The sequence below is a fragment of the Streptomyces sp. NPDC104307 genome, from assembly GCF_055584045.1.
Genome location: NZ_JBVJMU010000003.1, coordinates 484,566 through 498,393, shown reverse-complemented (window position 1 = coordinate 498,393; position 13,828 = coordinate 484,566). Strand labels below are relative to the sequence as shown.

The window sequence follows — 13,828 nt, the reverse complement described above, 5'->3', positions numbered from 1 at the left end:
GTTCCGGATCACCAGGTGTACAGGGGGCGGCGCTCCGGTGACGGCGGCTCGCCCATACTTCCACCATGCCGTTCACCCTCAGCCATGCCGCAGCCGTCCTGCCGGGACTCCACCGCGACGGAACGGGGCGCGGCCCACTCGTCGCCTCCGCCCTCGTCGCCGGTTCGTTCGCCCCCGACATCACCTACTACGCGGACACCGCCATCCCCGGCGCCATGGAGTTCGGCGAGGTCACCCACGCGGTGTGGGGGGTGTTCACGGTGGATGTCCTGATCACCGCGGCGACCGTCGCCCTGTGGCTGCTGCTGCGCGAACCACTGGTGGCGCTGGCGCCGAGGAGGCATCAGGGACGGGTGTACGCACTGGCACGGGGAGCCCGGCGGGCACCCGGCCAGGGGCCGTGGGGAGTCCGGGACGGTGCGTGGTTCGTGGCCTCTGCGGTCATCGGCGCCGCTACCCATGTGGTCTGGGACGCGTTCACCCACCACGACCGGTGGGGGGTGCGGCTGGTGCCGGTGCTCAGCCGGGACGCGGGCGGATACCCGGTGTTCCAGCTGGTGCAGTACGGCACTTCGGCTGTGGCGCTGACCGTGCTCGCCTGGTTCACGGTCACCGCGCTGCGGCGCAGCGGCGGGCAGCCCGCGCCCATGGCCGTACCGGTGCTGGGCCGACGCGCGCGGTGGTACGCGGCCGGCTTCATCGGCCTGTGCGTGGTGCTGGGCACCGTTCACCGGTGCGCCCGCTGGTACGCGTACTTCGGGCACATCGACACCCCGCTCGACATCATCCCGACCGCGTGCTTCGGCGCGGGCGCCGGACTCGCGGTGGGGCTGGTGCTCTACGGGGTGTGGATGCGGCTCCCGGGGCGCGGCGGCCCACCGCTGCACCCGGTCACCGGACGGGCTCGCGGAACGAGCCCGTCCGACAGCCGAGGGCGCTGACCGCCCAGGCGGCTCAGGGAGCGCCTCGCGGCAGCCCCGGCCGTCAGTGCGCCGCGGACTCCCAGTCCGTGCCGACACCGACCGACACGTCGAGCGGCGCCCGCAGCCGCACCGCGGTCGACATCTCGTGACGCAGGATGCCCTCGACCTGCTCCCGCTCACCCGCGGCGATCTCCAGCACGATTTCGTCATGCACCTGGAGGAGCATCCGGGAGGTCAGCTCCGCCTCGGTGAGCGCCTTGTCGACCTTGAGCATCGCGACCTTGACGATGTCCGCCGCCGTGCCCTGGATCGGTGCGTTGAGCGCCATCCGCTCGGCCGTCTCCCTGCGCTGACGGTTGTCGCTGTTCAGGTCCGGCAGGTAGCGGCGGCGGCCGAAGACCGTCTCCGTGTAACCGGTGGCGCGGGCCTCCTCCACCACCCGGTGCAGATAGTCGCGGACCCCGCCGAACCGCTCGAAGTAGGTGTCCATCAGGATCCGGGCCTCGCCCGCCTCGATGTTCAGCTGCTGGGAGAGGCCGAACGCGGAGAGACCGTAGGCCAGCCCGTAGCTCATGGCCTTGATCTTGCGCCGCATCTCCGGGTCGACGGCGGTCTTCTCGACTCCGAAGACCTGCGAGGCGACCGTGGTGTGCAGGTCCTCACCGGAGGTGAACGCCTCGATCAGGCCCGCGTCCTCGGAGAGGTGGGCCATCACCCGCAGTTCGATCTGGCTGTAGTCCGCCGTCATCAGCGTCTCGAAACCCTCGCCGACGACGAAGCCGCGACGGATCGCCCGGCCCTCGTCCGTACGGACGGGGATGTTCTGCAGATTCGGGTCGGTGGAGGAGAGCCGGCCGGTCGCCGCCACCGTCTGGTTGAACGTGGTGTGGATCCGGCCGTCCTCACCGATCGTCTTGACCAGGCCCTCGACCGTCACCCGCAGCTTCGCCTGCTCGCGGTGGCGCAGCATGATGACGGGCAGCTCGTGCTCCGTCTGCGCCGCCAGCCACGCCAGCGCGTCGGCATCCGTGGTGAAACCGGTCTTCGTCTTCTTCGTCTTCGGCAGACCCAGCTCACCGAACAGCACTTCCTGGAGCTGCTTGGGCGAACCGAGGTTGAACTCCCGGCCCACCGCCGCGTGCGCCTCCTTCACCGCCTGCTGCACGGCGCCCGCGAACTGCTGCTCCATGCCCTCCAGATGGGCCCGGTCGGCCGCGATGCCGTGCCGCTCCAGGCGGGCCAGCAGGATCGACGTCGGCAGCTCCATGTCGTGGAGCAGCTCGGCGGCGCCCACCTCCCCCAGCCGGGTGGTGAACGCGTCCCCGAGATCCAGGACCGCACGGGCCTGCGCCATCAGCGCGTCGGCCTCCGCCCGGTCGTCCGCGCCGAAGGCCAGCTGCCCGTCGGAGGCGGCCGCCGGGGCCAGCTCACGGCCCAGGTACTCCACCGCGAGGGCGTCCAGCGCGAAGGAACGCCGGCCGGGCTTGACCAGGTAGGCGGCGAGCGCGGTGTCCATCGAGACGCCCTCGATCCGCCAGCCGTGCTCCGGGAAGACCCGCATGGCGCTCTTCGCGTTGTGCATGACCTTCGGCCTGGCGGCGTCCGCGATCCAGGCCGCGAACGCCTGCTCGTCGGCCTCGTCCAGCTGCGTGGGGTCGAACCAGGCGGCGGCCCCGCCCGCCGCGGCGAGCGCGACCTCGGTGACCGTGCCGCTGCCGAGCGCCCAGGTGTCGACCGTCGCGACGCCGAGCGGCTGCCCGCCGTGCTCGGCCAGCCACGGAGCGACCTCGCCCGCGCCCAGCACCGCGCCGTCCAGCTCGACGCCCGCGGCGGGCGCCGGCGCCTCGTCCTCCGTCTTGCCCGGGTCCACCGCGAGCAGCCGCTCACGCAGGCTCGGATTGCGGATCTCCAGCACATCCAGCACCCCGGTGACCGCGGTGCGGTCGTAGGGGGCGCGCTCCAGATCGCCGGGGGTCTTCGGCAACGCGACGTCCCGGACCATCTCGGTCAGCCGCCGGTTCATCCGCACCGCGTCCAGGTGGTCGCGGAAATTCTGCCCGGCCTTGCCCTTGACCTCCTCGGCCCGCTCCACCAGCTCGTCGAACGAACCGAACTGGTTGATCCACTTCGCGGCCGTCTTCTCACCGACCCCGGGGATGCCCGGAAGGTTGTCCGACGGGTCACCGCGCAGCGCCGCGAAATCCGGGTACTGCCGCGGGGTGAGCCCGTACTTCTCCTCGACCTTCGCCGGGGTGAAGCGGGTCAGCTCGGAGACGCCCTTCGTCGGGTACAGCACCGTGACGTTGTCCGTGATCAGCTGGAACGAATCCCGGTCACCGGTGACGATCAGCACTTCAAAACCCGCCGCCTCCGCCTGGGTGGCCAGCGTCGCGATCACGTCGTCCGCCTCGAAGCCGTCGACCGCGAAACGGTCGGCGCGCATCGCGTCGAGCAGCTCCCCGATCAGCTCGACCTGCCCCTTGAACTCGTCCGGCGTCTTCGACCGGTTCGCCTTGTACTCGGGGAACTCCTGCGCACGCCACGTCTTGCGGGACACGTCGAACGCCACCGCGAAATGCGTCGGCGCCTCGTCACGCAGCGTGTTCGCCAGCATCGACGCGAAGCCGTACACCGCGTTCGTCGGCTGCCCCGCCCCGGTCGTGAAATTCTCCGCAGGCAGCGCAAAGAACGCCCGGTACGCCAGGGAGTGCCCGTCCATCAGGAGCAGGCGCGGTCGGTTGTCTGCCGTCTTCTTCGATGCCGTCTCAGCCACACCCCGATCCTGCCACGTACCACTGACAATCCGGACCGGCGACCGCCCCGGACCGCCCGGGGACCGCTCGCCGGGCCGCCGCACCGCGCCGCGTGCCAGGATCGGTGGAGAAGGAAACACGCACAGCGGACCCCACCCGGTCCGCAGCCGGCTCAAAGGGGAAAGACGATGGCCACCAAGCCGCCCGCAGGTGATCCGGTCCAGGACGCGCCGCAGGTCGAACCGGCCAAACACGCCGCCGCCGGACTGCCCGCCGTCGCCCACAGCCTGCGCATCGCCCAACAGCAGATGGGGGTCAGCCGCACCGCGCGGACCCTCCTCAAGGTCAACCAGAAGGACGGCTTCGACTGCCCCGGCTGCGCCTGGCCCGAGGGCGACAAGCGGCACACCGCCGAGTTCTGCGAGAACGGCGCCAAGGCCGTCGCGGAGGAGGCGACACTGCGCCGCGTCACCCCGGACTTCTTCGCCGCCCACTCCGTCCCGGACCTCGCCACCCGCAGCGGCTACTGGCTCGGCCAGCAGGGACGCATCACCCAGCCCGTGTACCTGCCCGAAGGGGCAGACCACTACCAGGCCGTGACCTGGGAGCGCGCCTTCGCCATCATCGCCGAGGAGCTCACCGCCCTCGGCTCCCCCGACGAAGCCCTCTTCTACACCTCCGGACGCACCAGCAACGAGGCCGCGTTCCTGCTCCAGCTGTTCGCCCGCGAATTCGGCACCAACAACCTGCCCGACTGCTCCAACATGTGCCACGAGTCGTCCGGCTCCGCGCTCACGGAGACCATCGGCGTCGGCAAGGGCTCCGTCTCCCTGGAGGACCTGCACCACGCCGACCTGATCATCGTCGCCGGACAGAACCCCGGCACCAACCACCCCCGGATGCTCTCCGCCCTGGAGAAGGCCAAATCCGCCGGAGCGAAGATCATCTCGGTGAACCCGCTGCCCGAGGCCGGCCTCGAACGGTTCAAGAACCCCCAGACCCCCCTCGGCATGGTCAAGGGCGCCGCCCTCAACGACCTCTTCCTCCAGATCCGCATCGGCGGCGACCAGGCCCTCTTCCGCCTGCTCAACAAACTGATCCTGCAGACGGAGGGCGCCGTCGACGAGACCTTCGTCGCGGAACACACCCACGGCTACCAGGCGTTCGCCGAAGCCGCCGCAGAGGCCGACTGGGACGAGACCCTCACCGCCACCGGCCTCGACCGCGCCACCATCGAAGAGGCCCTCGCGATGGTCCTCGCCTCCAAGCGCACCATCGTGTGCTGGGCCATGGGCCTCACCCAGCACAAGCACTCCGTGCCGACCATCCGCGAAGTAGTCAACTTCCTTCTCCTGCGCGGCAACATCGGCCGCACCGGCGCCGGCGTCTGCCCCGTGCGCGGCCACTCCAACGTCCAGGGCGACCGCACCATGGGCATCTTCGAACGCCCCGCGCCCGCGTTCCTCGACGCCCTCGACAAGGAATTCTCCATCACCTCACCGCGCCACCACGGCTACGACGTGGTCCGCTCCATCCAGGCCCTGCGCGACGGCGACGCCAAGGTCTTCTTCGCCATGGGCGGCAACTTCGTCGCCGCCACCCCCGACACCGACGTCACAGAGGCCGCCATGCGCAGCGCCCGCCTCACCGTGCACGTCTCCACCAAGGTCAACCGCTCGCACGCCGTCACCGGCACCCGCGCCCTGATCCTGCCCACCCTGGGCCGCACCGACAAGGACGTCCAGGCCGGCGGCAAGCAGTTCGTCACCGTCGAGGACTCCATGAGCATGGTGCACGCCTCCCGGGGCAACCTCACCCCCGCCAGCCCCCACCTGCTCTCCGAACCCGCCATCGTCGCCCGCCTCGCCCGCGCCGTCCTCGGACCCGCCTCCGCCACCCCCTGGGAGGAGTTCGAGAAGGACTACGGCACGATCCGCGACCGCATCTCCCGCGTCGTCCCCGGCTTCGAGAACTTCAACGCACGCGTCGCCCACCCCGGCGGATTCACCCTCCCGCACGGCCCCCGCGACTCCCGCCGCTTCCCCACCGCCACCGGCAGGGCCAACTTCACCGCCGCCCCCGTCGAGTTCCCCGAACTCCCCCAAGGACGGCTGCTGTTGCAGACGCTGCGCTCCCACGACCAGTACAACACCACCATCTACGGCCTCGACGACCGTTACCGGGGCATCAAGGGCGGCCGACGCGTCGTCCTCGTCAACCCCGACGACGCCACCTCCCTCGGCCTCACCGACGGCGCCTACGCCGACCTCGTCAGCGAGTGGAAGGACGGAACCGAACGACGCGCCCCCGGCTTCCGCGTCGTCCACTACCCCACCGCCCGGGGCTGCGCCGCCGCCTACTACCCCGAGACCAACGTCCTGGTCCCCCTCGGCTCCACCGCCGACACCAGCAACACCCCCGCCAGCAAATCCGTCGTGATCCGCTTCGAGAACGTCCACTGATATCCCGGGACCGCCCTCACTGCACAGGCACACTAAGCGTCCGCTCAGCCGTCTGATAAGAACGACGGACACCACACGCAGCAGGCACCACCGCAGAGAGACGGAGCCGGACCCATGGGCGAGCACACCGCACCCAAGTTCCCCCAGGAGATCATCGACGAGTACGCCGCCCTCGGCGTCGACCTCCCGGCCCTGTTCTCCGCCGGGCACCTCGGCGAACGCATGGGCGTGCGGATCATCGAGGCCGCCGCGGACCGCGTCGTCGGCACCATGCCCGTCGAGGGCAACACCCAGCCCTACGGACTCCTGCACGGCGGCGCCTCCGCCGTCCTCGCCGAGACCCTCGGCTCCGTCGGCGCCATGCTGCACGGCGGCGCCGCCAAGCTCGCCGTCGGCGTCGACCTGAACTGCACCCACCACCGAGGGGCGCGCAGCGGCCTCGTCACCGGCGTCGCCACCCCCGTACACCGTGGCCGCACCACCGCCACGTACGAGATCGTCATCACCGACGAACACGACAAGCGCGTCTGCACCGCCCGCCTCACCTGCCTCCTGCGTGACGTACCGAAGAACGCACCGGAGAACGCACCGGGGAACGCGCCCACAGGCGAAGCCGCCTGACCGCCCAACACTCCGCACCCCACTGCTGCCCGGCCGGACCGCAATCCGGCCGGGCAGCGCCATATCCCCCCACAACCACCGCCCCGCACACCGCGATTGCCCGCCTGCACGCATCAACACCCTTGACCGCGGACGCCGTTCTGTGGCCCACTCAGCAGCCACGCCCGCCCGCGCACCCGCCACCCCGCGTCGACCACACCGCCCCCGATGTAACACTGCGTAACATTCGCGCAATGTTCACCCACCCCGACGCAGCCCGAAGAACCCGGCCCGCAGGCACCGGGCACTTTTGCGCGCGCTGAAGCGCCCTCCCGCACCCCCACCACGCGACAGCAGCAAGATCGGTTCAAGCCCCTTAGCAGAGCTGCGCGTTCTCAGAATGCGGTCACTTCACGGTCCAGTAAAAAGCCGTACATGTCAGCACAGCCACCTCAAGCCTTCCTCAAAGGCATAACAAGACAGTCACATCATTCGGCTGACCCATCCCCGACCCCCGCCCCTGCCCTTAGAGTCACCGCCAGTCACCGCGCCGCCGGGCGCGACTACGGCACGGCCCTGTACCAACCAGTACGGCCCGGCGAACGACACGGCACCTCAAGCAGAGGAGGCCGCGCCAGGGAAAGGACTTTTCGTGCGACACCGTTCTTTGCTCATCCTCACCACAGTGCTCACCACAGGAGCACTGACACTCACCGCCTGCGGGTCGCGCGACGACGACAAGAAGAGCAGCGACAGCGGCGGCACCCAGACCGTCGTCATCGGCGTCGACGCACCCATCACCGGTGACCTCTCCGCGCTCGGCCTCGGCATCAAGAACTCCGCCGACCTCGCCGCCAAGACGGCGAACAAGGCCAAGACCGTCCCCGGCATCAACTTCGTCGTCAAGCCCCTCGACGACCAGGCCCAGCCGTCCGTCGGCCAGCAGAACGCCCAGAAGTTCATCGACGACGACACCGTCCTCGGCGTCGTCGGCCCCCTGAACTCCGGCGTCTCCCAGTCGATGCAGAAGCCGCTCAACGACGCCAGCCTCACCCAGATCTCCCCCGCCAACACGGGCACCGAACTGACCCAGGGCGAGAACTGGAAGACCGGCGACAAGAAGCGCCCCTTCAAGACCTTCTTCCGCACCGCCACCACGGACCAGATCCAGGGCGCCTTCGCGGCGAAGTACCTCTACAACAACGCGAAGATCAAGCAGGTCTACCTGATCGACGACCAGAAGCCCTACGGCGCCGGTCTCGCGGCCTCCTTCAAGGCGACCTTCACCAAGCTCGGCGGCAAGATCTCCGGCGCGGACCACGTCAACCCCGACGACCGCGACTTCAACGCCGTCGTCACCAAGGTCAAGAAGTCCGGCGCCAAGGCCGTCTACTACGGCGGTGAGTACCCCGCCGGCGCACCCCTGAGCCAGCAGCTCAAGGACAGCGTCAAGATCCCCCTCATGGGCGGCGACGGCATGTACAGCGCCGACTTCATCAAGCTCAACAAGAAGGCCCAGGGCGACATCGCCACCTCCGTCGGCAAGCCCGTCGAGGAGCTCGACTCCGCCAAGGACTTCATCGCGAACTACAAGACCGCCGGATACAAGGACGCCTACGAGGCCTACGGCGGCGGCACCTACGACGCCACCTGGTCCATCATCGAGGCCGTCAAGATCGCCGTCGCCGACAACGACGGCAAGCTCCCCGACAACGCCCGCGAGAAGGTCCTCGCCGCCATGGACAAGGTCAAGTTCGACGGCGTCACCGGCCCCGTCTCGTTCGACGAGTTCGGCGACACCACCAACACCATGATGACCGCCTACCAGGTCGACGGCGGCAAGTGGGCCTCCAAGCTCAGCGAGGTCTACAAGCCGTAACCAGCTCCCCGGTCACCACTGACTGACACCAGACCGCGCGGGAGCGCCAGGAGCGCTCCCGCGCGGTGCCATATCCGAACCACTCCACGGAGGCCCTGCGGTGCACGAACTGCCGCAACAGCTGGCCAATGGACTCATCCTCGGCGCGATGTACGGTCTCATCGCGATCGGTTACACGATGGTCTACGGAATCATCCAGCTCATCAACTTCGCCCACGGCGAGATCTTCATGATCGGAGGCTTCGGGGCCCTCACCGTCTACCTCTGGATGCCGGCCGGCGCCAACCTCCTCGCAATCATCCCCCTCATGATCATCGGCGGCGTCATCTGCTCCGTCGCCATCAGCGCCGCCGCCGAACGCTTCGCCTACCGGCCCCTGCGCAACGCACCACGACTGGCCCCGCTCATCACGGCCATCGGCCTCTCCCTCGCCCTCCAGCAGGCCATCTGGAAGTGGTACCCGGACGCCAAGAAGGACCGTTCCTTCCCGCAGTTCAAGGGCGACGCCCTCGACATCTTCGGCGCCCACATCCAGCGCGGCGACCTCTTCGTCCTGATCAGCGCACCCGTCTGCATGATCGCCCTCGGCCTCTTCGTCTCCAAGACCCGCGCCGGCCGCGGCATGCAGGCCACCAGCCAGGACCCCGACACCGCCAAGCTCATGGGCATCAACACCGACCGCATCATCGTCATGGCCTTCGCCATCGGTGCCGCGTTCGCCGCCGTCGCCGCCGTCGCCTACGGGCTCAAGAACGGCCAGATCGGCTTCAAAATGGGCTTCATCATGGGCCTCAAAGCCTTCACCGCAGCCGTACTCGGCGGAATCGGCAACATCTACGGCGCCATGCTCGGCGGCGTCGTACTCGGCATCGCCGAATCACTCGCCACCGGCTACATGAGCGACGTTCCCGGCATGGAACTCTTCGGCGGCGGCGCCTGGAAGGACGTATGGGCCTTCGTCCTCCTCATCATCGTCCTGCTGCTCCGTCCCCAGGGCCTGCTCGGCGAACGCGTCGCGGATCGGGCGTGATACGGATGACCACCCACACCACCACGCCCCCCGCCGCCGCCCTGATCCCGATGCCCGCCCCCGCGGCCCGCATCGCCACCACGGCAGGCGCCGCCATCACCCTCGCGGGCACCTTCCTCGCCTGGACCTGGACCGACCAGTTCCCCGGCGACCTCACCGTCACCGGCTATCCCGGCGGCCTCCAGGTCCTCACCCTCATCGGCGCCGCACTCACCCTGCTCCTCGCCCTCTCCGGGTACGGCATCCGAGGACTGGGCTGGCTCACCCCCGGCGGCACCAACAGCCCCGTACGCCTCCTGGCACTCGGGACCTTCGGCACCACCGCCTACACCATCGGCGCCATCACCTACGACCTCGGCGGCGTCGTCAACCTCGAACCCGGCGCCTGGGTCAGCGGCATCGGCTCACTCCTCGCCGTCCTCGCCGCCCACGGACTCCCCGCCGACCAGCCACTCCCCGACACCGGAAACCCGGCCGCCGGCTGGCAGCGCTTCCGCAACGGCCTCGCCGCACCATCGGCCCGCCGCGCCGCACCCCTGCCCGCCTGGGCCGAAATCCTCATCATCGTCATAGCCTTCGGTATCGGCCTCTACGTCTTCGCCTACGGCATCGACACCGACTACACCGAACTCTTCATCGGCTTCCTCATCACCGCCGCCTTCGCCTTCACCGCGCTGACCCGCGCCGGACTCATCTCCCGCATCACCGCGCTGACCTCGAAGCACCGCAACATCACCCTCACCGCCGCCCTCGTCGCAGCAGTCTGCTTCCCCTTCACCCAGCAGAAAGAGGAATACGCGCTCATCGGCGCCAACATCCTCATCTTCGCGACCGTGGCACTCGGCCTGAACGTCGTCGTCGGCCTCGCCGGCCTCCTCGACCTCGGATACGTCGCCTTCCTCGGCGTCGGCGCCTACGCCGCCGCCCTGGTCTCCGGCTCCACCATGTCGGCCATCGGCGTCGAATTCCCCTTCTGGGCCGCCGTCCTCACCGGCGCCGGAGCCTCACTGATCTTCGGCGTCCTCATCGGCGCCCCCACCCTGCGACTACGCGGCGACTACCTCGCCATCGTCACGCTCGGCTTCGGTGAAATCTTCCGCCTCACCGTGAACAACCTCAACGGCAACAGCGGACCCGACCTCACCAACGGCTCCCAGGGCATCCCGAGCATCCCCGACCTCAACCTCTTCGGGATCGACTTCGGACTCAAGCACGACATCGGCGGCTTCACCCTCGGCAGGTCCGCCAACTACTACCTGCTCATGCTCGTCTTCACCGCCGTCGTCGTCCTCGTCTTCCGCCGCTCCGGAGAATCCCGCATCGGCCGCGCCTGGGTCGCCATCCGCGAGGACGAGACCGCCGCCACCGCCATGGGCATCAACGCCTTCCGGCTCAAGCTGCTCGCCTTCGCCCTCGGCGCCACCCTCGCCGGACTCGCCGGAACCGTGCAGTCGCACGTCAACTACACGGTGACACCCGAGCAGTACCAGTTCGCCGGCTCCGTACCCCCGAACTCCGCGTTCCTCCTCGCCGCCGTCATCCTCGGCGGCATGGGAACCCTCAGCGGACCCCTCGTCGGCGCCGCACTGCTCTACCTCATCCCGGCCAAGCTCCAGTTCATGCAGGACTACCAGCTCTTCCTCTTCGGCATCGCACTCATCCTCCTGATGCGCCTGCGCCCCGAAGGACTGGTCGCCGACCGCAGGAAGCAGCTCGAATTCCACGAGACCGACCAGCTCGACGTACCGGAACCGCGGAAGTCCGACGACGTCGACGCCGGCATCGCCAAGGCGGGGGCGTGACCACCATGACCACCACCACGAAGACCGGCACCCCCGTGCTCGACGCCAGCGGCGTCACCATGCGGTTCGGCGGCCTCACCGCCGTCCACAACGTCGACCTCACCGTCAACGCAGGTGAGATCGTCGGCCTCATCGGCCCCAACGGCGCCGGGAAGACCACCTTCTTCAACTGCCTCACCGGCCTCTACGTCCCCACCGAGGGCAAGGTCAGCTACAAGGGCACCGTCCTGCCGCCCAAGCCCCACCTCGTCACCCAGGCAGGCATCGCCCGCACCTTCCAGAACATCCGGCTCTTCGCCAACATGACCGTCCTGGAGAACGTCCTCGTCGGACGCCACACCAGGACCAAGGAAGGCCTCTGGTCCGCACTCCTGCGCCTCCCCGGCTTCACCAAGGCCGAGAACGCCAGCCGGGAACGAGCCATGGAACTCCTGGAGTTCATCGGCCTCCAGGACAAGGCCGACCACCTCGCGCGCAACCTCCCCTACGGAGACCAGCGCAAGCTGGAAATCGCCCGCGCACTCGCCAGCGACCCCGGCCTCCTCCTCCTGGACGAGCCCACCGCCGGCATGAACCCGCAGGAAACCCGGGTCACCGAAGAGCTCATCTTCGCCATCCGCGACCAGGGCATCGCCGTACTCGTCATCGAGCACGACATGCGCTTCATCTTCAACCTCTGCGACCGCGTCACCGTGCTCGTCCAGGGCGAGAAGCTCGTCGAAGGCACCTCCGACGTCGTCCAGAGCGACGAACGCGTCGTCGCCGCCTACCTCGGCACCCCCTTCGAAGGCGCCCCCGGCGCCGAGGAGATCGCCGAGGTCGAAGCCGCAGAGGCCGTCGCCACCAAGAGCGCCGCAACCACCACCGACACCACCAGCACCGAGGAGGAGGACACCCGATGACCGCACTGCTAGAGGTCGAGGACCTCCGCGTCGCCTACGGCAAGATCGAAGCCGTCAAGGGCATCTCCTTCAGCGTCGAGGCCGGCCAGGTCGTCACCCTGATCGGCACCAACGGTGCGGGCAAGACCACCACCCTGCGCACCCTCTCCGGGCTGCTCAAGCCCGTCGACGGCCGCGTCCTGTTCGAGGGCAAGCCGCTGACCGGCATCCCCGCGCACAAGATCGTCGCCCTGGGCCTCGCCCACTCCCCCGAGGGCCGCCACATCTTCCCCCGGCTGACGATCACCGAGAACCTCCAGCTCGGCGCCTACCTCCGTAACGACAAGGCAGGCATCGAGAAGGACATCCAGCGCGCCTACGACCTCTTCCCCATCCTCGGGGAACGCCGGAAGCAGGCCGCCGGAACCCTCTCGGGCGGCGAACAGCAGATGCTCGCCATGGGCAGGGCCCTGATGTGCCAGCCCAAGCTCCTGATGCTCGACGAGCCCTCCATGGGCCTCTCCCCGATCATGATGCAGAAGATCATGGAGACCATCGTCGAGCTCAAGTCCCAGGGCACCACGATCCTGCTCGTCGAGCAGAACGCCCAGGCCGCGCTCTCCCTGGCCGACCAGGGCCACGTCATGGAGGTCGGCAAGATCGTCCTCTCCGGCACCGGCTCGGACCTCCTCCACGACGAATCGGTCCGCAAGGCCTACCTCGGCGAGGACTGAACCCGTACGCGCACGGAGAAGGCCCGCGCCCCGGACTGCATCCCGGGCGCGGGCCTTCTCGATGTCCTGGTCCTGCGGAGCTACTCCGCGGCCTTCTTCTTCTCCTCGGCGTCCTCGATCAACGCCTCTGCCAGCTGCTGCATCGACAGCCGCCGGTCCATCGACGTCTTCTGGATCCAGCGGAACGCGGCGGGCTCGGAGAGCCCGTAGTCCGTCTGCAGGATGCTCTTCGCCCGGTCCACCAGCTTCCGGGTCTCCAGCCGCTGCGACAGGTCCGCGACCTCGCCCTCCAGCGCCTTCAGCTCCGCGAACCGCGACACCGCCATCTCGATGGCCGGCACCACGTCGCTCTTGCTGAACGGCTTCACCAGGTACGCCATCGCCCCGGCGTCCCGGGCCCGCTCCACGAGGTCGCGCTGCGAGAACGCGGTGAGCATCAGGACCGGCGCGATGGACTCCTCCGCGATCTTCTCGGCGGCGGAGATCCCGTCGAGGACCGGCATCTTCACATCGAGGATGACCAGGTCCGGCTTGTGCTCCCGGGCCAGCTCGACAGCCTGCTGCCCGTCCCCGGCCTCACCGACGACGGAGTACCCCTCTTCCTCCAGCATCTCTTTCAGGTCGAGGCGGATGAGCGCCTCGTCCTCAGCGATGACGACGCGGGTCGTCAGCGGCGGGACGTGCGACTTGTCGTCGTCGGACGCGTCTACGGGCTGGGGCGACTCGGGGGTGGTCACGGGGGCTCCTTGTTCCAGGGCAGGTAC

At 69.0% G+C, this 13,828-nt stretch carries 10 protein-coding genes; 8 read left to right on the top strand and 2 right to left on the bottom strand.

Annotation, left to right across the window (positions count from 1 at the left end; genetic code table 11):
• The first annotated feature begins 65 nt into the window (after nucleotides 1-65).
• Nucleotides 66-941: a DUF4184 family protein gene (locus tag ACZ601_RS12280; protein WP_469536227.1), complete on the top strand. Its 876-nt coding sequence runs from the start codon at nucleotides 66-68 to the stop codon at nucleotides 939-941.
• 43 nt (nucleotides 942-984) lie between these two features.
• On the opposite strand, the gene polA is transcribed toward ACZ601_RS12280, so the two are convergent.
• A complete protein-coding gene (polA, locus tag ACZ601_RS12275) occupies nucleotides 985-3,696 on the bottom strand; it encodes a DNA polymerase I (RefSeq protein ID WP_469536225.1) in 2,712 nt (903 codons plus the stop codon).
• A 168-nt stretch (nucleotides 3,697-3,864) separates the two neighbouring features.
• On the opposite strand from polA, the gene ACZ601_RS12270 reads away from it, so the two are divergent.
• The 7 genes from ACZ601_RS12270 to ACZ601_RS12240 all read left to right on the top strand — a co-directional run bounded on the left by ACZ601_RS12270 (nucleotide 3,865) and on the right by ACZ601_RS12240 (nucleotide 13,064).
• On the top strand, nucleotides 3,865-6,138 hold the full coding sequence (locus ACZ601_RS12270) for an FdhF/YdeP family oxidoreductase (RefSeq protein WP_469536222.1): 2,274 nt from the start codon (nucleotides 3,865-3,867) through the stop codon (nucleotides 6,136-6,138).
• A gap of 114 nt (nucleotides 6,139-6,252) precedes the next feature.
• Nucleotides 6,253-6,759 (top strand): PaaI family thioesterase, encoded by a 507-nt coding sequence (locus ACZ601_RS12265; protein ID WP_469536219.1) that lies wholly within the window; start codon nucleotides 6,253-6,255, stop codon nucleotides 6,757-6,759.
• Nucleotides 6,760-7,405: 646 nt separating this feature from the next.
• On the top strand, nucleotides 7,406-8,617 hold the full coding sequence (locus ACZ601_RS12260) for a branched-chain amino acid ABC transporter substrate-binding protein (protein WP_440579305.1): 1,212 nt from the start codon (nucleotides 7,406-7,408) through the stop codon (nucleotides 8,615-8,617).
• A 100-nt stretch (nucleotides 8,618-8,717) separates the two neighbouring features.
• Nucleotides 8,718-9,647 (top strand): branched-chain amino acid ABC transporter permease, encoded by a 930-nt coding sequence (locus ACZ601_RS12255; RefSeq protein ID WP_024492782.1) that lies wholly within the window; start codon nucleotides 8,718-8,720, stop codon nucleotides 9,645-9,647.
• A gap of 5 nt (nucleotides 9,648-9,652) precedes the next feature.
• Complete coding sequence (locus ACZ601_RS12250) at nucleotides 9,653-11,449, top strand: branched-chain amino acid ABC transporter permease (RefSeq protein ID WP_469536217.1); 1,797 nt, start codon at nucleotides 9,653-9,655, stop codon at nucleotides 11,447-11,449.
• 5 nt (nucleotides 11,450-11,454) lie between these two features.
• Nucleotides 11,455-12,351, top strand: a complete 897-nt coding sequence (locus ACZ601_RS12245) for an ABC transporter ATP-binding protein (protein ID WP_440579210.1) — start codon at nucleotides 11,455-11,457, stop codon at nucleotides 12,349-12,351.
• Entirely contained in the window at nucleotides 12,348-13,064 is a 717-nt protein-coding gene (locus ACZ601_RS12240) for an ABC transporter ATP-binding protein (RefSeq protein ID WP_469536214.1), read from the top strand. The genes ACZ601_RS12245 and ACZ601_RS12240 overlap by 4 nt, the downstream gene beginning before the upstream one ends.
• Nucleotides 13,065-13,144: 80 nt before the next feature.
• On the opposite strand, the gene ACZ601_RS12235 is transcribed toward ACZ601_RS12240, so the two are convergent.
• A complete protein-coding gene (locus tag ACZ601_RS12235; RefSeq protein ID WP_024492786.1) occupies nucleotides 13,145-13,801 on the bottom strand; it encodes an ANTAR domain-containing response regulator in 657 nt (218 codons plus the stop codon).
• Nucleotides 13,802-13,828: the final 27 nt, after the last annotated feature.